23 protein-coding genes are annotated in these 23,900 nt (G+C 72.6%); 14 read left to right on the top strand and 9 right to left on the bottom strand.

From position 1 onward, the window contains the following. Positions 1-82: 82 nt before the first annotated feature. Complete coding sequence (locus tag FF100_RS17230) at positions 83-886, top strand: pentapeptide repeat-containing protein (RefSeq protein WP_139036917.1); 804 nt, start codon at positions 83-85, stop codon at positions 884-886. Between the two features lie 197 nt (positions 887-1,083). On the opposite strand, the gene FF100_RS17225 is transcribed toward FF100_RS17230, so the two are convergent. From FF100_RS17225 to FF100_RS17190, 8 genes are all read right to left on the bottom strand, one after another. Continuing rightward, positions 1,084-1,464, bottom strand: a complete 381-nt coding sequence (locus FF100_RS17225) for a response regulator (protein WP_139036916.1) — start codon at positions 1,462-1,464, stop codon at positions 1,084-1,086. A 2-nt stretch (positions 1,465-1,466) separates the two neighbouring features. Continuing rightward, positions 1,467-3,266, bottom strand: coding sequence for a PAS domain-containing protein (locus tag FF100_RS17220; protein ID WP_205824934.1), 1,800 nt, complete (start codon positions 3,264-3,266; stop codon positions 1,467-1,469). A gap of 132 nt (positions 3,267-3,398) precedes the next feature. After that, a complete protein-coding gene (locus FF100_RS17215; protein ID WP_139036914.1) occupies positions 3,399-4,652 on the bottom strand; it encodes a molybdopterin molybdotransferase MoeA in 1,254 nt (417 codons plus the stop codon). Then, positions 4,636-5,184 (bottom strand): molybdopterin-guanine dinucleotide biosynthesis protein B, encoded by a 549-nt coding sequence (mobB, locus tag FF100_RS17210; protein ID WP_139036913.1) that lies wholly within the window; start codon positions 5,182-5,184, stop codon positions 4,636-4,638. Before mobB ends, FF100_RS17215 begins: the two co-directional genes overlap by 17 nt. Positions 5,185-5,186: 2 nt before the next feature. Beyond that, the gene (locus FF100_RS17205; RefSeq protein WP_139036912.1) at positions 5,187-7,160 is read right to left on the bottom strand and encodes a molybdopterin biosynthesis protein; all 1,974 of its coding nucleotides are present in this window, start codon (positions 7,158-7,160) and stop codon (positions 5,187-5,189) included. Beyond that, positions 7,157-8,248: a molybdopterin-binding protein gene (locus tag FF100_RS17200; protein ID WP_171070211.1), complete on the bottom strand. Its 1,092-nt coding sequence runs from the start codon at positions 8,246-8,248 to the stop codon at positions 7,157-7,159. Before FF100_RS17200 ends, FF100_RS17205 begins: the two co-directional genes overlap by 4 nt. Before the next feature lie 260 nt (positions 8,249-8,508). After that, positions 8,509-8,853, bottom strand: coding sequence for a hypothetical protein (locus FF100_RS17195; RefSeq protein WP_205824924.1), 345 nt, complete (start codon positions 8,851-8,853; stop codon positions 8,509-8,511). A 3-nt stretch (positions 8,854-8,856) separates the two neighbouring features. Continuing rightward, positions 8,857-10,101, bottom strand: a complete 1,245-nt coding sequence (locus FF100_RS17190) for a GTP-binding protein (protein WP_139036910.1) — start codon at positions 10,099-10,101, stop codon at positions 8,857-8,859. A 135-nt stretch (positions 10,102-10,236) separates the two neighbouring features. Between FF100_RS17190 and FF100_RS17185 the strand changes: the two genes are divergently transcribed. The 3 genes from FF100_RS17185 to FF100_RS17175 all read left to right on the top strand — a co-directional run bounded on the left by FF100_RS17185 (position 10,237) and on the right by FF100_RS17175 (position 12,504). Beyond that, positions 10,237-11,511 carry a c-type cytochrome gene (locus FF100_RS17185; RefSeq protein WP_139036909.1) on the top strand — a complete coding sequence of 425 codons (1,275 nt, stop codon included), beginning with the start codon at positions 10,237-10,239 and terminating at the stop codon, positions 11,509-11,511. 76 nt (positions 11,512-11,587) lie between these two features. Then, complete coding sequence (locus FF100_RS17180; RefSeq protein WP_139036908.1) at positions 11,588-12,028, top strand: hypothetical protein; 441 nt, start codon at positions 11,588-11,590, stop codon at positions 12,026-12,028. Positions 12,029-12,039: 11 nt separating this feature from the next. After that, positions 12,040-12,504 carry a hypothetical protein gene (locus FF100_RS17175; protein ID WP_139036907.1) on the top strand — a complete coding sequence of 155 codons (465 nt, stop codon included), beginning with the start codon at positions 12,040-12,042 and terminating at the stop codon, positions 12,502-12,504. 3 nt (positions 12,505-12,507) lie between these two features. Here the strand turns inward: FF100_RS17175 and FF100_RS17170 are convergent, their stop codons facing one another. Further along, complete coding sequence (locus tag FF100_RS17170) at positions 12,508-14,487, bottom strand: 4Fe-4S binding protein (RefSeq protein ID WP_139037068.1); 1,980 nt, start codon at positions 14,485-14,487, stop codon at positions 12,508-12,510. A gap of 227 nt (positions 14,488-14,714) precedes the next feature. On the opposite strand from FF100_RS17170, the gene FF100_RS17165 reads away from it, so the two are divergent. The 10 genes from FF100_RS17165 to FF100_RS17120 all read left to right on the top strand — a co-directional run bounded on the left by FF100_RS17165 (position 14,715) and on the right by FF100_RS17120 (position 23,897). Then, positions 14,715-15,380, top strand: coding sequence for a biotin/lipoate--protein ligase family protein (locus FF100_RS17165; RefSeq protein ID WP_139036906.1), 666 nt, complete (start codon positions 14,715-14,717; stop codon positions 15,378-15,380). After that, entirely contained in the window at positions 15,377-15,937 is a 561-nt protein-coding gene (locus FF100_RS17160; protein ID WP_139036905.1) for a DUF6505 family protein, read from the top strand. The genes FF100_RS17165 and FF100_RS17160 overlap by 4 nt, the downstream gene beginning before the upstream one ends. A 9-nt stretch (positions 15,938-15,946) precedes the next feature. Beyond that, positions 15,947-16,954 (top strand): DUF6352 family protein, encoded by a 1,008-nt coding sequence (locus FF100_RS17155; RefSeq protein WP_139036904.1) that lies wholly within the window; start codon positions 15,947-15,949, stop codon positions 16,952-16,954. Then, a complete protein-coding gene (locus tag FF100_RS17150) occupies positions 16,954-17,475 on the top strand; it encodes a DUF3305 domain-containing protein (protein ID WP_139036903.1) in 522 nt (173 codons plus the stop codon). The genes FF100_RS17155 and FF100_RS17150 overlap by 1 nt, the downstream gene beginning before the upstream one ends. Further along, the gene (locus FF100_RS38640; RefSeq protein ID WP_139036902.1) at positions 17,472-18,272 is read left to right on the top strand and encodes a DUF3306 domain-containing protein; all 801 of its coding nucleotides are present in this window, start codon (positions 17,472-17,474) and stop codon (positions 18,270-18,272) included. Before FF100_RS17150 ends, FF100_RS38640 begins: the two co-directional genes overlap by 4 nt. A 130-nt stretch (positions 18,273-18,402) precedes the next feature. Continuing rightward, positions 18,403-18,999, top strand: a complete 597-nt coding sequence (locus FF100_RS17140; RefSeq protein ID WP_139036901.1) for a TorD/DmsD family molecular chaperone — start codon at positions 18,403-18,405, stop codon at positions 18,997-18,999. Between the two features lie 85 nt (positions 19,000-19,084). Next, the gene (locus FF100_RS17135; RefSeq protein ID WP_139036900.1) at positions 19,085-19,324 is read left to right on the top strand and encodes a formate dehydrogenase; all 240 of its coding nucleotides are present in this window, start codon (positions 19,085-19,087) and stop codon (positions 19,322-19,324) included. An 8-nt stretch (positions 19,325-19,332) separates the two neighbouring features. After that, positions 19,333-22,275 (top strand): formate dehydrogenase subunit alpha, encoded by a 2,943-nt coding sequence (locus tag FF100_RS17130; RefSeq protein WP_139036899.1) that lies wholly within the window; start codon positions 19,333-19,335, stop codon positions 22,273-22,275. A gap of 14 nt (positions 22,276-22,289) precedes the next feature. Then, positions 22,290-22,886, top strand: coding sequence for a formate dehydrogenase FDH3 subunit beta (fdh3B, locus tag FF100_RS17125; RefSeq protein WP_048442646.1), 597 nt, complete (start codon positions 22,290-22,292; stop codon positions 22,884-22,886). A gap of 9 nt (positions 22,887-22,895) precedes the next feature. Beyond that, positions 22,896-23,897: a formate dehydrogenase subunit gamma gene (locus FF100_RS17120; protein WP_139036898.1), complete on the top strand. Its 1,002-nt coding sequence runs from the start codon at positions 22,896-22,898 to the stop codon at positions 23,895-23,897. Positions 23,898-23,900 lie beyond the last annotated feature (3 nt).

The raw sequence follows: 23,900 nt of genomic DNA, 5'->3' as shown, positions 1-23,900 counted from the left end.
TCCGGTGGCGCCCGATGCTCTATTGCGGGCAACAGGCCGGCGCCCGATGCAAAGCGCGTCGCCTCCGACGGGAGTGACACGGATGCGCCTTCTCACCCTCTGCGCCGCGCTCGCCGTACTGGCAGGCCCAGCCGCCGCCGAGCAGGACCTGCTGCTCGGCGCCGACATGGCCTCGCCGAGGATGACGAAGGCCGAGATGACCCGGGCCGACATCGAGGCGCTGATCGCCAAGGCGAAGGTCGACGGCGCGCCGGTCGACCTCTCGGACAAGGCCCTGTCCGGCCTCGACCTTTCGGGGCTCGACCTGCGCGGCGCCAACCTGCGCACCGCGCGCCTGAACCGGGCGCTGCTCCGCGGGACCGATCTCAGCGGCGCCAATCTCGAGCAATCCTGGTTTCTCAAGGCCGATCTCTCCGGTGCCAAGCTCGTCGGCGCGCGGCTGTTCGGCATCACGGCGCGTGACGCCAATCTCGGCGGCGCCGACCTCAGCCGCGCGATTCCGATCGGCGATTTCCGCGGCGCCAACCTCAGCGGTGCGACCCTTACTGGCCTGAAGGCCGGGGCCGACATCAGGAACCAGTCGATGGGCCTGATGCGGACGGTGTTCGTCTCGGTGAACCTCTCGGGCGCTTCCCTGCGCGGCGCCGATCTCGGCCGCGCCCGGCTCGACTATGCCGATCTGCGCGGCGCCGACCTCACCGACGCGGTGCTGATGGGCGCCGACCTGTCGGGGGCGAACCTGACCGGCGCGACCGTGGCGGGGGCGGATTTCAAGAATGCCGACGTGAGCGGGGCACGGCTCGTCGACCTCAAGGGCCAGGACCGGGCCAGGGACTGGGCGGCGCGGGTGAATGCGGACCGGGCGATCACGCGGGGAGATCGCTGAGCGATCGCCCGATCGGATCGCGGCGGCGAACGGCTAGAGCGTCCTGGCCGTAAGCCAGGGCCCCTGTCCCAGCCCCCGCTTCCGCCGACGCGTCAGTCGTCCGGGAGGCGCGAGAGGCTGAAAGGGAGAAGCCTGCTGACGGGGACGGCGTTGCCGGGGTGCCGTACGCCCCGGCCGGATCGGAGCGGGCCCGTCCTCTACCCGACTGGGCTCCGCTCGATCTGCCGCAGCACGCGGTTCAGATCGAAGGGCTTCGGCAGGAACGTCGCCCGCGCCGGCAGCGCCGTCGCCGAGGGCGGGGCCTGGCCGGAGACGACGAACAGCAGGGTCGGCGGGAAGCGGTCGCGGACGTAATGGGCGAGCTTGAGCCCGTCCATGGCGCCGGGCATCTGGACGTCGGTCAGGACCACGCGGATCTCGCCGTGGCGGTCGAGCAGAGCGATCGCCTGCTCGGCATTCTCCGCCTCGTAGACCCGCCAACCGCGATCCTCGAAGAAATCGATCACGTCGAAGCGCAGCAGCGCCTCGTCCTCGACCACCAGGATGGTCTTGGTGCCGATCGGTGTGCTCTGCCCCACCGCTACGCCTCATCCCTCACCAGCGCCGCGTCGCTCAAGCGGGCATCCATCACGAAAACCAAGCCGTCCGGGCGGTAGTCGATCCCGGCCGTGCCGCCGAAATACGAGCGCAGCGAGCGCTCGATCAGGGTGCTGCCGAAGCCGCGCCGGGTCGGGGGAGCCACCGGCGGGCCGCCCTGCTCGCGCCATTCGAGCCGGAACCGCGCCTCCGCGCCCTCTCCGTTCCCCTCCCCTTGCACCTGCCAGCTCACCTCCACCCGTCCCGCGTCGTTCGACAATGAACCGTATTTGGCCGCATTGGTTGCCAGCTCGTGCAACGCCAGCGCGAGGGCAACCGCGACCTGAGGCTGCAGGGTGAGGTCGGGCCCGTCGAGCCGGATCCGCGTGCCGATCTCGCCGTGGGGGGCGAGCGACCGCGCGGTCAGCTCGCGCAGGTCGGCCGAGCGCCAGGAGGCGTTGGTGAGCACGTCGGTGGCGGTGCCGAGCGCCACCAGCCGTGCCGACAGGTCCTCGCTGGCCCGGCCGAGGTCGGAGGCGTTGCGCAGGGTCTGCCGGGTCACCGACTGCACCACCGCCAGCACGTTCTTGAGCCGGTGAGCGAGTTCGCCGTTGAGGAGCCGCAGCTCCTCCTCGGCCGCCTTGCGGGCGCGGAAGTCGCGGGTCACGGTGCCGGTGCCCACGATCGCTCCCTCGCTGTCGGTGACCGGGAAAAGCGAGGACAGGACCGGGATGAGCGCGCCGGTCCGGAAATGGCGAAGCGTCAGCTCGCCCGACCAGTGCCCGTCGCGGTCCACCGCCGGCAGCACCTCCCCCGCCACCGTGGCGACCTGCTCCGGCGGGAAGAAGTCGGCGATGGTGAGCGCGGTAAGGTCGGTCCCGTCGAGGCCGACCATGCGCCGGGCGGCGTCGTTGAGGTAGAAGATCCGGCCGTCGGTCTGCGCCATGCCGATGAAGTCGGTGCTGGTCTCGGCGAGCCGGACGAAGCGGTCGCGCTCCTCCTCGCTCTCGCGGAGGGCGGTGATGTCGCGCGAGACCGACAGGATGCGATCGAAGGTGCCGTCCGGGTTGCGGATCGGGCTGACGGCGACGTGCCACCACTTCGACGTCCCCCGCATCGTGCAGGCGCGGCCGACGAAGCTGCGCGCCCGCCCCGCGCGGGCCTCCGTCAGGGCGGCGACGGCCTCCTGGTGACCCTGGCCGGTCCAGAAATCGGGCCAGGGGCAGCCCCGGATGGCGTTGAAGTCGCTGACCTCCATCACCTGCTGCCCGCCCTCGGACATGAAGGTCAGCCGGCCGTCGAGGTCCAGGACCTTGATGCAGTCGGTCGAACTCGCCAGCACGCTGGTCACGAAGGCCTCGCGCTCCTCGGCCGCCGCGGCGCTGCGGGCCAGGGCGGCCCGCGACGCCTCCGCCTCGATCAGCGCGTGCCGCAGGGCGACCACCACGCCGACGAGGCCGGCCGTGGTGGCGGCGAAGATCGTCGAGGCGACGACCTGGATCAGCGACAGGGCGCCGAGCGGCGGCACGGCGAGCAGCACGATCCCGGCGCAGGCCGTCGCCAGGCCCGTCGCCCACAGGCCCGCCCCGCCCCCGAGCAGCAGCGCGACGACGACCACGCCGGGCGTGAACAGGAACCACGGCGCGAACTCGGCGAACAGCGCCCAGCGCAGCAGCGCGATGGCACCGACCGCGAGCGTCGCGACGCCGTACCGCACGGGGAAGGAGGGCCGGCGCGCCACAAGGGCGGTGCGGAGGCGGTCGAGGAGGCTGCGCAGGCGAGTGTCTTCCCTCGTTCGGCTCACGAGGAACGCCGACCCGGGACCTGTCCTGACGCAGGTGTCACGGGTGTCGGCCCCCATGATCGGCCGCCTCTAGCACGAGCGGTCGAGACTCCTCCAGGGTATCGCGGCGGTGTCCTGCCCGAATCTTCGGCGTCACCACAGCAGAGGATGCCTGAACACCTCGATCCGGTCCCCCTCCGCGACCCGCGTCACCGCCTCGGGCAGCTCGGCGAGCCCGTCGCTGCCGGTGAGCGAGGACAGGATGCCGGCGCCGTCGCGGGGGAACTTCACCGCCTCGACGACGCCGTCGGCGCCCCGGCGCAACGAGACGCGGACGTATTCCCGCCGCCCGGCCTTCTTGGCGTAGGCGAAGGCGGCGCGGGCCGGCTCGCTCGGGGGGGCGTCGAGCAGAGCGCCGCCGAGGCGCGCCAGCAGGGGGCGGACCACGAACAGCAGGGTGACGTAGACCGCGACCGGGTTTCCCGGCAGGCCGACGAACGCCGTGTCGCCGATCAGCCCCATCGCGACGGGCCGGCCCGGCTTGATCGCGAGGCGCCAGAACACCAGCCGGCCGATCGCCTCCACCGCTGCCTTGACGTGGTCCTCCTCGCCGGTCGAGACGCCGCCCGAGGTGACGATCAGGTCGTGGCCGCCGGCGGCCGCCCGCAGCCGCTCCGGCAGGGCGGCGGGGTCGTCGCGCAGGATGCCGAGGTCGCTCACCTCGGCACCCAGGCGGCGCAGCAGCGCCACGAGCAGCACCCGGTTCGAATCGTGGATCGCCCCGGGCCGCAACGATGCGCCGGGCTCGGCCAGTTCGTCGCCGGTCGAGAACACCGCGACTCGCAGGCGGCGTCGCACCGCGATCCGGGCATGGCCGGTCGCGGCGGCGAGGCCGAGGTCCGGCGGCGTGAGGCGGCGGCCGGCCGGGATCACGGTGCTGCCGCGCGCCACGTCCTCGCCGGCGAGGCGCCGGTTGGCGCCGGCTTTGAGGCCCGCGGGCAGCACGACCACGTCGCCCTCGCGCCGCACGTCCTCCTGCATGAACACCGTATCGGCCCCCGGCGGCATCGCGGCGCCGGTGAAGATCCGCAGCGCCGCCCCTGGGACCGCGGCGGCGTCCGGCAGGGCGCCGGCGGGCAGGCGCCCGCGCACCGGCAGCACGGTCTCCGTCCCGGCCGCGAGATCGGCGAAGCGCACGGCGTAGCCGTCGACGGCGGAATTGTCGAAGGGCGGCAGGTCGAGGCCGGCGAGGATGTCGGCGGCGGCGACCCGTCCGTCGGCCTCGGCCAGGGGCAGGGTCTCGGTCCCGGCCAGGATCGGCAGCCGCCCGGCGATCAGGGCCGCGGCGTCCTCGACGGAGAGCAAGGGACCGCCGAAGGCGAAGCAGTCGTCAGTCAGCTGCGCCATGAGATTCCATCCCTTGGGATTCCAGCCGCTCCAGCACCATCGAGAGGGGCTCCGACCGCGCCAGCACGATATCGGCGACCGCCTCGACCGCGTCGAGGGGGACGACCGGCCGGCCTGCCTCCGGGAAGGGGTGGTCGCTCGCCACCGCGACGATGCGGGGATCGTCCGGATGGAGCGGCGGGCGGCCATTGGCGTGGCGGTAGACCTCGAGTTTCGGATGCGCCGCGCGCTTGAAGCCCTCGATCACCGCCAGGTCGCAGGGTCCGAGACGGCGCAGCAGGTCGGGCAGGCGGGCCTCTTCCTCGACCTCGCGGATCTGCACGGTGCGCCGGCTCGACGACACGATCACCTCGCTGGCGCCGGCCTCGCGGTGGCGGAAGGAATCCTTGCCCGGCTGGTCGACGTCGAAGGCGTGGTGGGCGTGCTTCACCGTCGCCACGCGCAGGGACCGGCCGCGCAGGACCGGGATCAGCCGCACGAGCAGCGTCGTCTTGCCGGCACCGGACCAGCCGGCGAGACCGATGACCCGCATCGTCAGGCCCCCGCCCGGGTGAAGCCGAGGGCGGCGAGGTCGGGCGCCAGCGACGGATCGTCGAGGAGGCTCAGGAACGCGGCCAGGGCCGGCTCGTCGCGGCGGCTCTCGCGATAGGCGAAGTCGTAATGCTCCTCGGTCAGCGGCAGGAAGCTTAGGCCGTAGGCGTCCGCCACCGTTCGAATCGCCACGCCCCAATCCGCCCGGCCTTGCGCCACCGCCGCCGCGACGGCGTTGTGCGAGCGCGGCTGGTTCCAATACCCGGCCGGGCGGGCGCCGTTCAGAAGCCCTTCGACAAGCGCCCGGGTGCCGGCGCCGGTGTTGCGGTTGACCATCACCGCCTCGCCCTCGGTCAAGAGTCCTGCCACCGCGCCCTCCGCCGAGCGGCCCGCGAAGCGGGCGTCGCCCTTGCGGAACACCACGCCCTGCAGCCGGCGCCAGCCCGGCGCCAAGGCGAGGCCCGGGGTGAGGTAGGGCGCGTTGTAGCGCCCGGTCTCGGGATCGAGGAGGTGCATGGCGGCGAGGTCGCACTCGCCCCGGCGCAAGGCGGCGAGGCCGCCGGCCGAGCCGACCCACAGGGTGCGGGCCGAGACGCCGCGTTCCGCGAGGCGTCCGACCAGCCGGTCGAGGCCGAGGCAGTGGCTGCCGACGATCATCAGGTCCGGCGGCCGCGCCGCCCGGCCGATGCGGGACACCTGCACGGTCTCGCCGGCCTCGAGCCCCGCCCGGGCCGCCGGCACGGCGAAGAAGCCGTCCGCCTGCGAGAACGCCGTCACGGCGCCGGAGCCCTTGGCCAGCGGCAGGGCGACCCACCCGTCGCTGCCGCGGGAGAGCGCCGCCATCACGTATTCGGTGCGGCCGAGCTCGGAGGACAGGCGCTGCGGCAGGCGCGCCTCGATCGTCTCCTCCTCCCGGGCGGGCAGGCCGGCGAGGGCCCGGATCAGCGGCACCACGAATTCGTGGAAGGTGAACATCGCCGAGGTCGGGAAGCCCGGCAGCACCACCACCGGCACGTCGCCGGCCCGCGCGAGGCAGAGCGGCTTGCCGGGCTTCAGCGCGACGCCGTGGACGAGGATGCCGGGCTCGCCGAGCCGCGACAGGATGCGGTGAGAGACATCCCCCGCCCCCTTCGAGGTGCCGCCCGACAGAACCACGAGGTCGGACGAGGCGAGCGCGCGCGCGAGCGCCGCCTGCAACGCCGTCTCGTCGTCCGGCACGATGCCGCCGGGGACCGCAACGCCGCCATTCTCGGCCACGCTCGCCGCCACGATGGCGCCGTTCGAATCGTAGAGCTGCCCCTGATCCAAGGGGCGGCCCGGCGCCACCAGCTCGTCGCCGGTCGAGAGCACGGTCACCCGGGGCCGGCGCACCACCGCGACCTCGGCGAGGCCGCAGGCCGCCAGCATGCCGATCTCACGGGCGGTGACCAGGGTGGCGCGGCGCAGGACCGTCTCGCCCCGCGCCATGTCGGCGCCGGCATAGCCGACGAACCGGCCCGGGTTTGCGGCTTGCGCCAGCGCGACCGCCGGCTCCGGCCCGTCCTCGAAGTCCGTCGCCTCGACCATCACCACCGCGTCGGCTCCGCGCGGCAGCACGCCGCCGGTGGCGATCGGGGTGGCGGTGCCGGGGCCGACCGTGAGCGCCGGCGCGACGCCGCAGGCCAGGATCTCGCCGTTGAGGACGAGGCGGCGCGGCGCGGCCTCGCTCGCCCCTTCGGTGTCGGCGCTGCGGACCGCGAAGCCGTCGACGAGAGCCCGGTCGAACGGCGGCACGTCGATCGGCGAGGCGATGTCGGCGGCAAGCACCCGGCCGAGCGCCGCGGAGAGCGGCACGGTCTCGGGCGGCAGCGGGGCGTGCGGCACGGCCTCGCGCCAGCGCGCCATCGCCTCGTCCCGGCTCACCACCGCCAGGAACTGCTCCTGGCGCGAGGCCGCGGCGAGGCGGGCGAGGAAGGAATCGGCGGGGGGAACGGTCACAGCGGCAGCACCTCGACGGGGGTGCCGGCGGGATAACCCTCATGGGCCGGCGGCACCAGCAGGGCGGAATCGGCGAAGGCCAGCCGGTGGAGCGGGATCTCGGCCCCGCCGAGGGGCTCGGCCCCCGCCGCGACGCGGCGCAGGAACACCACTTCGGTGAGGCCGATGACGGAGGCGACCTTGCGGGTCAGCGAAACGACGTGCGGCGGGTCCGCCGCGGCGCCGGCGAGCGCCGCCAGCAGCGGCCGGCCGAGGGCGAGCCAGGCGGCCAGACCCGCATCCGGCCGCCCCGGCAGCAGCAGCACCGGCCGGTCCCCCGCCGCGCCGAAGCCGGCGCTCTCGCCGGGGCGCAAGGCGACGCCGTGGGCCTCGAGGCGCCCGGCGCGGGCCAGGGCCTCGGCGCTGGCGTCGCGCCGGCCGGGCCCTGTGCCGCCGATCACCACCACGGCATCGGCGCCCGGCCGCGCCAGGGCGTCCGCCAAGGCCGCCGCCAGTGCCTCCGCTCCGGCGCCGCCGGCCCCCTCCGGCGCCCGGCCGATCTCGGCGGTGCCGCCGCGGGCGACGATCCAGGCCTGGAGGACCGGGGTCAGGGCGTCGGGTCCGGTGCCGACGAGGCGCAGATGCGGGCGGCGCACCGGCACGCGGTCGATGCCGGCCGCCGCGAGGGCGAGGGCATGGAGCGCGCTCAGCCGCTCGCCTGCCGCGACCAGGCGGATGCCCGCCGGCAGCTCGGTGCCCGGGGCGCGGGTGCCCTCCCCGGCAGCAACCTCGGCCTCGATCTCCAACGGGTCGGCCCCGATCGCCTCGGGGGGCAGAAGCGCGTCGGTGCCGGGAGGAAGCGGGTCGCCGGCCTCGACCCAGGCCGGGGGCCGCGCCAGCCGCACCGGCGCGTAGGGCGAGGCGCCGACGACGGAATCCGCGCGCATTGCCCAGCCGTCCCGCAGGGCGGTGCGGTCGCGGGGCAGGCCGGCCGCGACCGCCACATCCTGCGCCGCCACCCCGCCCACGGCCTCGGTCAGGCCCGCCATGACGGCTGCCACCGGACGCGCCAGGCGGGCGAGCGCCGCCGCCGCCTCGGCGACGGGCATCAGCGCGGTCGTGGGCGCCCGCGGAATCACCGGCGGGCACCCGGGGGAAGTGACGAGGCCATGCGGCTTTTCTGATCCCGGGACGGAGGGTGAGCCGATGCGGCAAGCCCCGGCCGGGATCAAGGTTTCGGCGCTGGGCCGCGACCTCGGGGGAGAAAATGTCGCGGGAGGTCGGGGCCCCACCCGTCGCTCGGCCCGGCCGGCTCGGCACGGCCGGGGAGCGAGGGACGCGCGATAACCCCCCTTCGCTGCCCGGGTCCCTAGCGCGGATGGCGCAAGCCCTCGACCCGACGCCGGCTCGACGGGAGGTCTCCTCCCCCGTGGCCGCCCTTCTCCGCCTCCCGCTCGGCGTCGAGAACGTCGGCATCGGTGACGGCCTCGATCGGCTTCCCGATCTTGAGCGCCCGGGTCGGCACCCGAGCGCGCATCACCAGGATGACCGTCTCGGTGTCCGGGCAGCCGGGATCGGTGCAGGCGATCTCGGTGACCGACAGCGCGTCCGCCTCCGCAAGGGCCAGGACCCGGCGCGCCCGGGCCGCGAGCGCCTGGCGCGCCGGAGCCTGTTCCCGAACCCGCAGGCGGAGGGCTTTCAGGCTCGGGAACATGGATCAGGCCGCCCCCCAGGCCGGGAACGGATCCGGCAGGCTCCGGTCCGCCCTGACCGGCCCGTCCTCGCCGCCGACCAGGCAGGCATCGAGGGCGCGCCGGATCGCCGCCTCGTCGAATTCGGTGCCGATGAAGACGAGTTCCTGGCGCCGGTCGCCCCAGCTCTCGCTCCAGTGCCGGGCGAGCACCTCGCGCCATTCCGGATGCTCCGGCCAGCGCGCCCGCGGCACCGCCGCCCACCAGCGGCCGAGCGGCGTCACCCGGGCGGTCGCCCCGGCGAGCGAGAACTCGCCGACCCAGTCCGGACGGGTCGCGAGCCAGAAATGGCCCTTGGCGCGGATCAGCCCCGGCCAGGTCTCCTTGGTGAAGGCGTCGAAGCGGGCCGGGTGGAACGGCCGGCGGGCCCGGTAGACGAAGGAGGCGACGCCGTATTCCTCCGTCTCCGGCACGTGCTCGGCGGCGCCGTAGAGCTCCCGGTACCAGAGCGGGTGGGTCTGGGCCCGCTCCTCGCTGAACAGCCCGGTCTCGAGAACGGTGCCGAGCGGCACCCGGCCGAACTCCGCCTCGACGATCCTGGCGTCGCCGTTGAGGCCGCGCACGACCGCGCGCACGAGGTCGCGCTGGCCGGGCGAGACGTCGCCGGCCTTGTTGATCACCACCACGTCGGCGAACTCGATCTGCTCGACCAGGAGATCGACCAGGGTGCGGGTGTCCTCGTCCCCGGCCGTCTCGCCGCGGTCGCGCAGGAAATCCTGCGAGCCGTAATCGCGCAGCAGGTTCACCGCGTCGACCACCGTCACCATCGTGTCGAGACGGGCGACGTCCGACAGCGAGCGGCCGTCCTCGCCGCGGAACGAGAAGGTGGAGGCGACGGGCAGCGGCTCGGCGATGCCCGTGCCCTCGATCAGGAGCGCATCGAAGCGCCCCTCCCCGGCGAGGCGCCGCACCTCGTGCATCAGGTCGTCGCGCAGGGTGCAGCAGATGCACCCGTTGGTCAGCTCGACCAGCCGCTCGTCGGTCCGCGACAGGTCGGCGCCGCCGGCCCGCACCAGGTCGGCATCGATGTTCACCTCGCTCATGTCGTTGACGATGACGGCGACGCGGCGGTGGTCCCGGTTGGCGAGCACGTGGTTGAGGAGCGTGGTCTTCCCGGCACCGAGGAAGCCGGACAGGACCGTGACCGGCAGGCGGGGATCGCGGGGAAGGGTGTCGGACCGGAGCGAGGGGGATGGGCGTGAATCGAGCATGGGCACCTCCGCATTTGTAACAATATAACATTGCCATTCTTGTCAAGGCGCCGCCCCCCCGTGTCATCGCTTCCCCTTCCCGTCCGCGGGGGCCGGGCGGTACAGCCCATGGCTTCCTCGGGACCCGTTCGCCGCATGCGTGCTCGCCTCCGCCTCGCCCTCGTCGTCCTCGCGGCCACCCTGCCCCTCGCCGTCCGTGCCGAGGTGCCGATGCGCGGCCATGGCGGGCCGGTGCGGGCACTCGTCGTGACGCCGGACGGCCGGAAGGCGCTCTCGGGCAGCTTCGACGCCTCGGCGATCCTGTGGTCGGTCGAGGACGGGGCGGCGTTGCGGATCCTGCGGATCCATGATGGTGCGGTGAACGCGGTGGCGCTCCTGCCCGATGGCGGGCTCCTCACCGGGGGCGAGGACGGCCGCATCGCCCTGTGGCGCGACGGCGCTGCGCCGGAGCGCCTCCTCGGCCTGCATGCCGGCCCGGTCTCCGGCCTCGCCGTGGCGCCGGACGGGCGAAGCGTCGCCTCGTCGTCCTGGGACGGCACCGCCCGGGTCACGCCCCTCGACGGGACCGCGCCGGTGGTGCGGGAGGGCCATCGCGGCCCGGTCAACGGCGTGGCGTTCCTGCCCGACGGGCGGCTGGTGACGGCCGGCTACGACGCGACCGTGCGGATCTGGCCCGAGACGGGACCGCCGGTGACGGTCCAGACCGAAGCGCCGGTCAACGCCGTGGCGGTCGCCCCCGACGGCGAGATCGCGGCCGCCGGCGCCGACGGCCATCTCCGCCTGCTGCGGCCGGACGGGACCGTCCGGGCCAGCCTGGAGATCGGCCCGCGCCCGGTGGTGGCGCTGGCGCTGTCCCCCGACGGGCGTGGGATCGCCGCCGCCACGGTCGGCGGTGCGGTGGCGGTGGTCGACCGGGCCGGGGCACGGGTGCGGCTCACCCTGGTCGGGCCCGGCCTGCCGGTCTGGTCGCTCGCGTTCCGCGGCGCCGACGAGCTTATCACCGGCGGCGGCGACCGGCTGGTGCGGCGCTGGGACCTCGCCACCGGCGAGCCGATCGGGCCGCTGGCGATGAACCGCCCGGCCGACCCGCTCGCGGCCTTCGCCGGCGACCGCGGCGCCCAGGTCTTCCGCGCCTGCGAGGCCTGCCACACCCTGACGCCCGATGGCGGCAACCGCGCCGGCCCGACCCTCCACGGCGTGTTCGGCCGCCGCATCGCGACGGTCCCGGACTATCCCTACTCCGCCGCCTTCCGGCAGCTCGACATCGTCTGGAACGCCGAGACCATCGCCCGGCTGTTCGAGATCGGCCCCGCCCGCTTCACCCCCGGCACCAAGATGCCGGAGCAGACCGTCACCGCGGCCGAGGACCGGGCGGCGCTGGTGCGGTTCCTGGAGCAGGCGACGCGGTGAGACGCTCCTGCCGTCGCGTCACCACGAGCATTGACGGGGGACCGGGCGGGCGGAACACTGAGCCGCGGAGATCGTCATGCTGAGCGTCATCGAAGAGCTGTCAGAAGACGGGACCGTCCTCGACGCGGCGCATCTGCGCGCGCGGATCGATGATTGGCGGAGGCGGATCGACGACCTCTATCGCGAGATCGCGGAGTGGTTCCCGCATCTCGGCGTCGATTGGGACGGCACGACCGTCATGGACGAGCCGGTGATGCGCGCCTACGGCGTGCCGCCGGTCCGGCTGCCAGTCCTGCGCCTCGTCGAGGCGGATACGGAGGTCGCCGCCTTCGCTCCCGGAGGTTTGTGGATCATCGGCGTGAACGGCCGGATCGACCTGTCCGCCGGCCAGAACCGCTTCGTGATCCTCGACAAGGCCGGCATCTTCGCGCCGCCGCGCTGGACCATCGCCCCTGGCCTGGATCGTCTCGCCGTCGAGCCGTTGTCTCGCGCGTCGCTCGCCAGGGCCATCCAGTAAGGGCCTTTGCCGTGAAGCATCTGGCGGCCATCACCGCCGTCTATTCGGAAATCGCCACCGCCCTCGATGCGCAAGCCGCGCAGGCGCGGGACGCTGCGGACGCCGCGCTCATCGAGCGCGTCGCGCAGAAGCGGCAGATCAACGATTCCACCTACTTCATCCTCATCTGGGGCCAGCTCGAAGCCGAGATCAACCGGGTCGCCGAATGGGCGGTCCGCGCCCGCCGCAGCAGCATCCGCTGGGAGGACCGCCGTGCCTGGGACGCTCACGACCCGGAGAACATGTGGGCGAAGTTCGAGGACCGGGCCGCCCTGGTGCTCGACCGGCTCAACGTCGACTCCGATGCCTGTCGCCGGACGATCCGCTACGACGGCTGGCGCAACGGCATCGCCCATGGCGCGACCCTGGCGACCGGGATCGACGTCCCGACCGTCATCGGCGACCTGTACCAGATCGCCGGCGAGATCAGGGCGTGACCCTCACCCCTGCGGCGTTCCCTGCCGCGCCCGGATATAGTCCTCCGAGGTCTTCGGCCGGTTCTCCTCCGCCGCGTGCGGGTCGAAGCCCTGGGTGAGGACGTGCGAGACCCGGCAGGTGTCGCACATCATCAGGGCCTTGATCCGCTGCTCGCCGGCCTGGCCCGCGAACATCCAGTGGCGGTCCTGCAGGCGGCCGATCACCCGCTCGATGGTGCTGCGGGTGCCGAAGGCCTTGCCGCAGGCGATGCACGCGAACGGCTCCTCCTCCTTCAGCACCCGGCGTGGCGCCGCCCACGCGGCGAAGTCGAGCTGCGGCACGAGGCCGATCACGTCCTCCGGGCAGGTCGCGGCGCACAGGCCGCATTGCACGCAGGCGCTCTCGGCGAAGGTCAGGCGCGGGCGGTCGGGGTCGTCGGCGAGCGCCCCGGTCGGGCAGGCGCCGACGCAGGCGTGGCAGAGGGTGCAGGCCTCGGTCTTGAAATCGAGCCCGCCGAAGGGCGCCCCGGCATCGAGCGGCACCCGGTCGACCGGCTGCGGCGCCGCATGGTGCATCTCCGAGACCGCGAAGCGCAGCACGCCGCGTACGTCGCCGTCCGGCATGAAGCCCGACGGGGTCGGGGCCGGCGTGCCGCGGGCGGACTCCGCCAGGGTCTGGCCGAGGGCGTCCGGATCGTCGGTCTCGATCAGCGACACCCCATCGGCCCCGTAGCCGAGGGCCTCCGCCACCGTTCCGAGGCGGGCGGCGTTGCGGGCGAGCGGTGCGACGTCGTGCTTCGGCCGGGCCCGGACCAGGAACCGCACCGCACCGGCGCCGTAGGCGAAGGCCGCCGCGATCGCCTCGGGGCCGACCTGCGTCACCTCGTTGACCGCGAGCGGCAGCACGTCGGCGGGCAGCCCGTCGCCGAATCGGGCAAGCGCGTCGATCAGCGGGGCGCCGTGCGCCTCGTCGTGGATCAGCAGCACGGGCGCGGTGCCGCCGGCCTTCGCGTAGGCGGTGAGCAGCCGGCGCAGGCGGCGCAGCAGCGCGTCGGCCGGCGGCAGGGCGTAGGCCGCCGCGCCCGTCGGGCAGACCGAGGCGCAGGAGCCGCAGCCGGCGCAGACATGCGGGTCGATCGCGACGTGGTCGCCGGCCGGCGCGATGGCGCCCGTCGGGCAGACCTCGAGGCAGCGGGTGCATCCGGTGATGCGCGAGCGCGAATGGGCGCAGAGCTCGGCGTGGAAATCGACGAACTTGGTCTTGTCGAAGGTGCCGACGAGGTGGGAGGCCTCGAACAGCGCCCGCTCGACCGCTGCCGGATCGCGCGGATCGGCGCGGAGATAACCGCTGCGCAGCTCGTGGCCTGGGAAGAGCGGCACGCCGCCGGTCAGATCGACGACGATGTCGCAGGTCGAGGTCGCCCCGTCCCGCGACGGTCCGAATTCGAGGGTCCGGCGCGACGAGGGCAGCGGCAGGGCGGTGTCGTCGATCCGCAACGAGAAGGCGCCGAGATGGCCGGTCGCGGCCCGCACGGTGCCCTTCAGCACCGGGATCTCGCCGGAGCGCGGCGGCGCGACCTCGCCGGGGCGGGAGAGCAGCACCGTGACGTCGAGATGGTCGGCGAGGCGCCGGCCGGCCTCGATCGCGACCTCGTCGCGGCCATAGACCAGGGCGACGCCCTGGCTCTCGAAGCTCACGCTCGCCGGGGCCGGCATCGGCTCGGCCGCCGCGGCGAGCAGGGCCGCCATCTTGGGGCCGGCATCGCCTCCCTGCACCGACCAGCCGGCGGTCTCGCGGATATTGGCGAAGGCGACGCGGTCCTCGGCACCAAGCTCCTCGGCCACCTCGCGAAACAGCGGCGCCTTGAGGGTGCAGGACACGGTGACGGGGTTGCCCGAGGCCATCGCCGACCGCACGCGTTCCAGCTCGCGGCCGCAGAGCTGATCGCCCGTCTCCAGCCGACCACCGCAGGCCCTGCCGATCGCCGCCGCATCGAGGGGCATGCTGCCCTCGCAGGAACAGGCGATCACGATCCGATCCGACACCACACGCGTCTCCGACGGCGCCTCGCGCCTCTGGGCACCCCGAGGGAGCCGCCTTCCGGGGCCCCCTGGGGCGTCATGCCCCTTGTTCACGTCTCCAGCGCTATATACGAGCCGTTAAAAAGAACGACCCGACACGTGCGCGCAGGCGCCCCCGGCATTCCCGCATTCTCGCTCGACCCTTGCTCATGACCTTCGCGGAGATACGCAGCCTGATGCTGCCCCCGGCCTTCCGGCCGCTGCGGCTGGCCGCCACGGCCGGGACGGCGCATGACCGGGCCTGTGCGCTCGCGCAGGCCGACCATGAGGCCGCCGGCACGCTGGTGGTCGGGGCGCGGCCGGGGGTGGTCGACCTCGCGGTGGTGCTCGCGCCCGAGGAGCCGCTGGCGATCGCCCGCCGCGCCGGGCTCGTCGGCCTCACGGCGCTCGCCGAGGCGGTGGGCAGCGTCGCCCCGCCCGACAAGCCGGTGATCCTCGATTCCGCCGGCACGCTGGTCTTCGACCGCGCCCGCCTCGGCGGCGGGCGCCTCGCCTGGCCCGAGGCCTGCCCCGAGGAGGCGGTTCCGGACTGGCTGGTCTTCTCCGCCATGCTGATCGCCTCGAAGCGCGATGCGGGCGATCCCGGTCATACCCCCGAGTCGACCTCGCTCGAGGAGGAGGGCTTCGAGGCGAGCGCCGACGCCCTGGTCGAGAGCTTCGCCCGCCACCTCCTGCGCGGCCTGTCGCTCTGGGCCGAGGACGGGCCGGCGGCGTCCGTCGCCCGGGCGCGGGACTATCTCGACGCCGCCGACGGGCCGCTCACCCTCGACGGGACCGGCTGGTTCGATCCGGCCCGGGGAGGCCCGCGCCTGTGAGCCTCAAGCTCCCCCGCACCCTGCGGCTCGACCCCTCCGACACCCTGGTCTTCCCCCACGCCGCCCCGCCCGGCGAATGGGCGGTGACCGGGAGCTTCCTGTTCCTCGACGTGGACCCCGAGTCCCTCGTCGGCAAGGAGCGGGCGGCGTTCCGGGCCGGCTTCGTCGGCATCGACTCCTTCGGCTTCTCGACCCTGGTGGTGGTGAGCGAGGCGAGCGAGCCTGAGCGCGAGGCCGCCGTCGCGGCGCTCGCCGCTCAGATCCAGACGCGCCTCGGCGCGCCGGACCGGGCGAGCGCCGAGGCCGCCGCGCGGGAGGAGATCGCGGTGGCCGAATCCCTCTGTGCCCCGCCGGTCGGCACCGTGCTGGCCCTGCACCGCACGGTCGAGGATGGCGAGATCCGCGAGCGCTTCCGGGCGTTGCGCCCGCGGGAGGGCGCCGTGCCGGGCTCCGACCGGCGCCACGCCTATGCCCGCGCCTTCGATTTCTACGAGACCGACGAGGAGCCCGAGGAGCGGGTCGACCTCGCCGGATTGCTCAACCGGAACCCGTCCTGAGAGCCCGTCATGCCTGAATTCTGGGTCTCGAGCGGCCATCACCTCACCCGGCGCGATGAGGGCGGCGGGCTCGTCGTCACCGACGAGCTGCTGCTGGCCTACCTCGCCCGTCCCGAGCTGGTGCCGCCGGAGGAGGCCTGCGACGCCGAGCGGGCCTTGCACGCCGCCCTGCTCGCCGATCCCCGCCGCCCGGTGGCGCCCGCGGAGATCGCCGCGATGGCCGACGCCGATGCCCGCGAGAACTGGGAGATGATCCTCGCCTTCCGCGACCGGCTGCTCGCCGCCCGCTCGGTCGAGGCGGCCTATCTCGACCTCGCACGCCGGGGGGCCTCCGGCACGCCGCCGCTCTTCCTCAACCAGCTCGTGCACCTCATCTTGCGCAACGCCCTCGACGGCTGCGACGACCCCTATACCCTGCGTGCCGCCGAGATGTTCTTCCGGCCGCAGCGGGCTTCGCTCAGCGATGGGACGCTGCTCCTCGCCGATGCGGAGCTGATCGACGAGGCCGAGGGCGCCGGGCGGCAATCGCCGCTCGTCGCGATGCTCGGCCGCGAGCCGGTCTCCGAGCTCGACGTGCTGACCGCCGACAACACCTGGACCTATTGGAGCCGGTCCGACGCCTTCAGCATGGCGCTCAACCTCGGCTCGGACCCGAAGAGCCGCGACGGGCTGGCCCGCGCGATCGAGGCCTTCATCCGCCACCTGCTGGCGGTCGAGGTCGCGGTCGAGCCGATCGCCGCGATCGAGGACAAGGACTGGCGCTGGTTCGTCGGGCTCGACGCCGAGGGCACGCGGATCGGCAATGCCCTGTGGCGCGGCGAGGCGGTCGATGCGGCCACCCGCGAGCGGGTGCTGACCCTGTTCCGCCTCACGATCCTCGATCCGTCCCGTGCCGATCCGCGCCTCGGCGGCAAACCGGTCTACCTGCTGCTCGCCATGAACGCCGACCGGCTGGTGACGATGAAGCCGCAGAACCTGATCGCCGGCCTCCCGGTTGTCGTCACGGGAGAGGCCTGATGAGCACGAAGCTGATCTCCGTCGGGGTCGTCGTCGCCAAGCGCCGCCTGAAAGGGCCTTGGGCGAGCCATGCCTGGCTCCCCGTCGCGGTGCTCGCCGGACTGCCCGGCACCGCGCCCTGGACCCGCCTCTCGGCCTCCGAGGACGAGGAGACCTTCTACGCCGGGGCCTACGAGGTCGAGCTTCACCCGGCCGAGACGGCGCATTACGGCGACAACCTCGCGGCGGCCCAGCCCTCGCTCTGGGTCGCGCTCCGCGAGACGGCGCCCGAGACCTACGCCGTCGCCACCGTGACCGCCGATCCCTACGAGGGCGAATCCCTCGCCGAGGGCATCGGCGAGATCGTCGAGGCGGTGCCGATGCCGTTGGAGATCCAGGCTGAGGTCGGCGCCTTCTATCGGGCGTTCCACGTCGAGCGGGTCTTCCACAAGCGCAAGCGCGACCGGGCCGACCCGGAGGCCCTCGCGCGGCAGGGGGCGAATCACGGAGCGGGCGCCCGGCGCCGGCCGGAGGAGTCGTGAGCGACGGCTTCCTCTCCCGCTGGTCGCGGCGCAAGCGCGACGAGGCACGTCGGCCGCCGGAGGTCGCCCCCGAGGCGGCTCCGGCCGAACCGGTTGCGGCGCCGGCCGATGACGAAGGCACCCTGACGCCCGAGGAACTGGCGCGATTGCCTTCCCTCGACGCGCTCACCGCCGCGACCGACCTGACACCGTTCCTGCGTGCCGGCGTGCCGCGGGCGCTGCGCAATGCGGCTCTGCGGCGGATGTGGTCGGTCGACCCGGCGATCCGCGACTTCGTCAGCGAGGCGCGCGAATACGCCTACGACTGGAACACCCCCGGCGGCGTGCCCGGCACCGGCGGCGCGATCTCGGCCGAGGACGTGCGGGCGATGGTGGAGAAGGTGTTCGGGAGTGCGGAGGAGAAGCCTTCCACCGCTTCCCATCAGAGCGACGTCGCCAGGGAGAACGCGGACGTCCCCTCTCCCCGCGGGCCGGGAGAGGCCGTCCCCCCCCCTGTCGAGGGTGAGGGGGGCCCGGAGGGCAACGGTGATGGAGTGTTTCCGGACGAGACGCCTGCGGCACCGCTCCCTCACCCTCGGGTCGTTCCCTCCGGGATCGATGCGCCGCCGAGTGTCGCCCGCGACGAGGGGGGTGAAACCCTCTCCCCTCCCGCCGCGGGAGGCGATTCGCCCCATCCGCCTCTGCTCTCTTCCCCGGCCGATGCGGTCCTGAGGCTCGCTCCCGACCGTCCCGAACCGGCCCCGGAGCCCCCCACCCCACCCCGCCTGCGACGCCATGGCGGGGCATTGCCGATTTGAAGCGTTAGAAAGTCGAATTGCGCCCTACTGATTCCTCGCTATGGTGCCGGCGACGGGGCGCCGCATCCTCCAAATGGGGGAGGCCAGTCAGCCGGTAGGCTCCGATGGCGGAAACGCGCAGTACGAGGTGATGGTGAACCAGGGGCCCGGTCCGGTCGACGAGATCGACGCTCTGCGCGCACAGGAATATGATCTCCTGGCGGCCGTGCTCGGCCGCGCGCCGGCGCCCGACCTGCTGGCGGCGATCCAGACTCTCGACGGAGACGGGTCGCCCCTCGGCCAGGCCCATGCCGCCCTCGGCCGCGCCGCCCGCGAGGCGGAGCCGCGCGAGGTCGGGCGCGACTATTTCGCCCTGTTCGTCGGCGTCGGGCGCGGGCTGATCATGCCCTATGCCTCGTACTACCTCACCGGCTTCCTCAACGAGCGGCCGCTGGCCAAGGTGCGCCAGGACTTCGCCGCGCTCGGGATCGAGCGCGATCCGTCGTCGAGCGAGCCGGAGGATGCCGCCGCCACCCTGCTCGAGGTGATGGCGAACCTGTCCTCGGGCCGCCTGCCGGCGGAGCCGGGCGCCGATCATCGCTTCTTCGAGCGGCATCTGCAGCCATGGATCGGGCGTTTCTTCACCGACGTTGCGGCGCAGGCGGCCACGCCGTTCTACCGTGCGGTCGGCGAGCTCGGCGAGGTGTTCACGACGATCGAGGCCGAAGCCTTCGCCATGGAGGCGTGAGGTGGGTCGGGACGGGGCGGGCCGGGCCGAGATGGACCGGACAGACGAGTTGGGCCGGGAAGCGGACACGAAGAGGAGAGCCGCCATGCGGCAGGACGACAAGACCCGGACGGACGACGAGACCGGGATGGGGCGGCGGCAATTCTTCCGCGCGCTCGGCGGCGGCACCGCCGCGGCGGCGGCGGCGGTCGCCTCCGTGCCGCTGGGCACCACCGAGGCGCAGGCCTACGACCCCGGCAATGCCGAGACCCGGTCGCGCTACCGCGAGACCGATCACGTCAAGGCCTTCTACCGCACCAACGGCTACGAGACGCTGAAGAAGTGAGACCGGCGATGCTGACCAAGCGCAGGAGCGGCGTTGCGGGCCGCGGCAGCCACCAGGCCCTCGCCGCGGGCCTGACCGCCCATACCCTCGACCGTCGCGGCTTCCTGCGAAAATCGGGGCTGGCCGCCGGCGGGCTGGCGGCCCTCGGCACGGTGCGGCTCGGCGCGGTGCGCCCGGCCCAGGCCGCCGGTTCGTCCGCCGATCCGGCCCAGGCCGTGATCCGCAAGAACATCTGCACCCATTGCTCGGTCGGCTGCACCGTCACGGCCGAGGTGGTGAACGGCGTCTGGGTCGGCCAGGAGCCGTCCTGGGCAAGCCCGATCAACCGCGGGGCGCATTGCGCCAAGGGCGCGGCGATCCGTGAGCTGGTCCACAGCGACCGCCGCCTGCGCTACCCGATGAAGATCGTCAACGGCGAGTGGCAGCGGGTCTCCTGGGAGCAGGCGATCACCGAGATCACCGACAAGCTCCAGGCGATCCGTAACAAGAACGGCGCGGACTCGGTCTACTGGCTCGGCTCGGCCAAGTTCACCAACGAGGCCTCGTACCTGTTCCGCAAGTTCGGGGCGTTCTGGGGTACCAACAACGTCGATCACCAGGCCCGCATCTGCCACTCGACCACGGTGGCCGGCGTCGCCAACACCTGGGGCTACGGCGCCCAGACGAATTCCTACAACGACATCCGCAACGCCAAGACGATGATCATCCTCGGCGGCAATCCCGCCGAGGCGCACCCGGTCTCCATGCAGCACGTGCTGTCGGGCAAGGAGATCAACCGCGCCAACATGATCGTCATCGATCCGCGCTTCACCCGCACGGCGGCCCACGCCAACGAGTACGTGCGGATCCGCTCGGGCACCGACATCCCGGTGATCTGGGGCATCCTCTGGCACGTCTTCCAGAACGGCTGGGAGGACAAGGCCTTCATCGCTCAGCGCGTCTACGCGATGGACGACGTGCGCAAGGAAGTCGCCAAGTGGACGCCCGACGAGGTGGAGCGGGTCTCGGGCGTGCCCGGTGAGCAGCTGAAGCGCGTCGCCGAGCTGTTCGCCAAGGAGAAGCCCTCGACCCTGATCTGGTGCATGGGCGCGACCCAGCACACGGTCGGCACCGCCAACGTGCGGGCTCTCTGCATCCTGTGCCTCGCCACCGGCAACGTCGGCAAGCCGGGCACCGGCACCAACATCTTCCGCGGCCACACCAACGTCCAGGGCGCCACCGATCTCGGCCTCGATGTGACGACGCTGCCGCTCTATTACGGCCTCGTCGAGGGCGGGTGGAAGCACTGGGCCCGGGTGTGGGACGTCGAGTACGACTGGCTGCAGTCGCGCTTCGACGAGGTGCCGGCCAGCGCCGGCCGCAAGGCCCGCACGCGCAAGGAGAACATGGAGACCCCGGGCCTCACCTCGACCCGGTGGTTCGACGCGGTGAGCCTGCCGGCCGACCAGGTCGACCAGCGCACCCCGCTCAAGGCCATGATGGTGTTCGGCCACGGCGGCAACACCGTGACCCGGATGCCCGAGGCGGTGAAGGGCATGGCGGAGCTGGAGCTGCTCGTGGTCGCCGACCCGCACCCGACCACCTTCGCGGCGATGGATGCCCGCAAGGACAACACCTACCTCCTGCCGATCTGCACCTCGCTCGAGATGGACGGGTCGCGCACCGCCTCGAACCGCTCGATCCAGTGGGGGGAGCAGGTCGTCAAGCCCGCCTTCGAGTCGAAGACCGATTACGAGGTCATCTACCGGATGGCCCAGAAGCTCGGCTTCGCCGAGACGCTGTTCAAGGGCATCAAGGTCGTCGACAACGTCCCGGATGCCGAGGACCTGCTGCGGGAGATCAACCGCGGCGGCTGGTCGACGGGCTATTGCGGCCAGAGCCCCGAGCGCCTGAAGGCGCACATGAAGAACCAGCACAAGTTCGACCTCGTCACCCTGCGGGCGCCGAAGGACGACCCGGAGGTCGGTGGCGACTATTACGGCCTGCCGTGGCCGTGCTGGGGCAAGCCGGAGCTGAAGCATCCGGGCACGCACATCCTCTACAACACGTCGCTGCACGTGAAGGAGGGCGGTGGCACCTTCCGGGCCCGGTTCGGCACCGAGCGCAACGGCGCGACCCTGCTGGCGGAAGATTCCTTCTCGCTGGGTTCCGACCTCACCGACGGCTACCCCGAATTCACCTTCGGGGTGTTCCGCAAGCTCGGCTGGGACAAGGACCTGACGGCGGACGAGCTGGCGACGATCCAGCGGATCGGCGGCAACAACCCCGACGCGGTCAGCTGGGCCACCGACCTGTCGGGCGGCATCCAGCGGGTCTGCCTCGATCATGGCGTGATCCCGTTCGGCAACGGCAAGGCCCGGGCCAATGCCTGGAACCTGCCCGACCCGGTGCCGGTCCACCGCGAGCCGGTCTACTCGCCCCGCCCCGACCTCGTCGCCAAGTACCCGACCCGGCTGGACGAGCGGCAGTTCCGCATGCCCAATGTCGGCTTCTCGGTGCAGAAGGCGGCGGTCGATCGCGGGATCGCCAAGCAGTTCCCGATCATCCTGTCGTCGGGCCGCCTCGTCGAGTACGAGGGCGGCGGCGAGGAGACGCGGTCGAATCCGTGGCTCGCCGAGTTGCAGCAGGACATGTTCGTCGAGGTCAACACGGCGGACGCGGCCGAGCGCGGCATTAAGGACGGCCAGTTCGTCTGGGTCTACGGCCCGGAGAACACCGCGAAGGCCAAGGTGAAGGCGCTCGTCACCGACCGCGTCGCCAAGGGCGTGGCCTGGATGCCGTTCCACTTCTCGGGCTGGTACCAGGGCAAGGACATGCGCGACTTCTACCCGAAGGGCGCCGACCCGGTCGTCCTCGGCGAGAGCGTGAACACCGTCACCACCTACGGCTTCGACCCGGTGACGGGCATGCAGGAGACCAAGGTGACCCTCTGTCAGATCAGCGCAGCGTAAGGGAGGGGATCCTCATGGCGCGAATGAAGTTCCTCTGCGACGCGGACCGCTGCATCGAATGCAACGCCTGCGTCACCGCCTGCAAGAACGAGCACGAGGTGCCGTGGGGCATCAACCGTCGCCGGGTCATCACCCTCAACGACGGCAAGCCCGGCGAGCGCTCGGTCTCGATGGCCTGCATGCACTGCACCGACGCGCCCTGCGCGGCGGTGTGCCCGGTGAACTGCTTCTACACCACGGCGGACGCCGTGGTGCTGCACTCCAAGGACCTGTGCATCGGCTGCGGCTACTGCTTCTACGCCTGCCCGTTCGGGGCGCCGCAATATCCCCGCGTCGGGAATTTCGGCTCCCGCGGCAAGATGGACAAGTGCACCTACTGCTCGGGCGGCCCCGAGGTCGACCTCTCGGTCGCCGAGTACGAGAAGTACGGCTCGAACCGTCTCGCCGAGGGTAAGCTGCCGCTCTGCGCCGAGATGTGCTCGACCAAGTCGCTGCTCGCCGGCGACGGCGAGATGATCGCCCAGATCTACAAGGAGCGGGTGATCAAGCGCGGCTACGGCTCGGGCGCGTGGGGCTGGAAGACGGCCTACCGCGAGACGATCGCGATCTGAGGGGCACCGATGCGCAGGCTCACCTCCATCGCCCTCCTGGCGGCGACCCTGGCGCTGGCGGCCCCCGCCGTCGCGCAGGTGCGCGCGCCCGACGGCGCCCCCAACCCCACCGCCTCCTCGGTCAACGAGGAGATGCTGTTCAAGCAGGACCCGAAGATCCACGGCCGGATCTCGATCCCGAACGCCACCGCCGCCAACCTGATCCAGCCGCAAGGGCGGGAATGGCGCCAGTTCCGCGAATCCTGGCTGCCCTGGATCGGCGGGCTGGTGGTGCTCGGCATGCTGGCCGCGCTCGGCCTGTTCTACTTCACCCGCGGGCGCATCCGCCTCGAGCACAGCGAGGAATCGGGTAAGAAGATCCTGCGCTTCAACGCCTTCGAGCGTTTCTCGCACTGGATGACGGCGTCCTGCTTCATCGTGCTGTCGCTGTCGGGGCTGAACTACATCTTCGGCAAGCGGCTGTTGATGCCGCTGATCGGACCGGAGGCGTTCGCGACGCTGGCCCAGTACGGCAAGTACGCGCATATCTACCTCGCCTGGCCGTTCATGCTCGGCGTGCTGTTCATGCTCGTGCTCTGGGTGCGCGACAACATCCCGGGCAAGATCGACTGGATCTGGCTCAAGCAGGGCGGCGGCCTGCTCGGCGACGCGCATCCGAGCGCCGGCCGCTTCAATGCCGGCCAGAAGATGGTGTTCTGGATGGTGGTCGGCTTCGGGCTGGCCATGGGCGCCACCGGCATCATGATGATCTTCCCGTTTGCCGCGACGGACATCAACGGGATGCAGATCATGCAGGTGATCCACTCGCTGATCGGCGTGGTGTTCATCGCCGGCATCCTGGCCCACATCTATATCGGCTCGCTGGGCATGGAAGGCGCCTACGACGCCATGGGCAGCGGCGAGGTGGATCTGGCCTGGGCCAAGGTGCACCACGATCTCTGGGTGAAAGAGCAGCAGGCCAAGACCGCGAGCGGGCCGCAGCTCGGCCGTGGTCAGGTGCCCGCAGAGTGAGTC

The organism is Methylobacterium terricola (assembly GCF_006151805.1).
In the GTDB taxonomy this organism is placed as follows: Bacteria; Pseudomonadota; Alphaproteobacteria; order Rhizobiales; family Beijerinckiaceae; genus Methylobacterium; species Methylobacterium terricola.
Note: the sequence above shows the minus strand (reverse complement) of the source record. Positions and strands in the feature narration are given on the sequence as shown.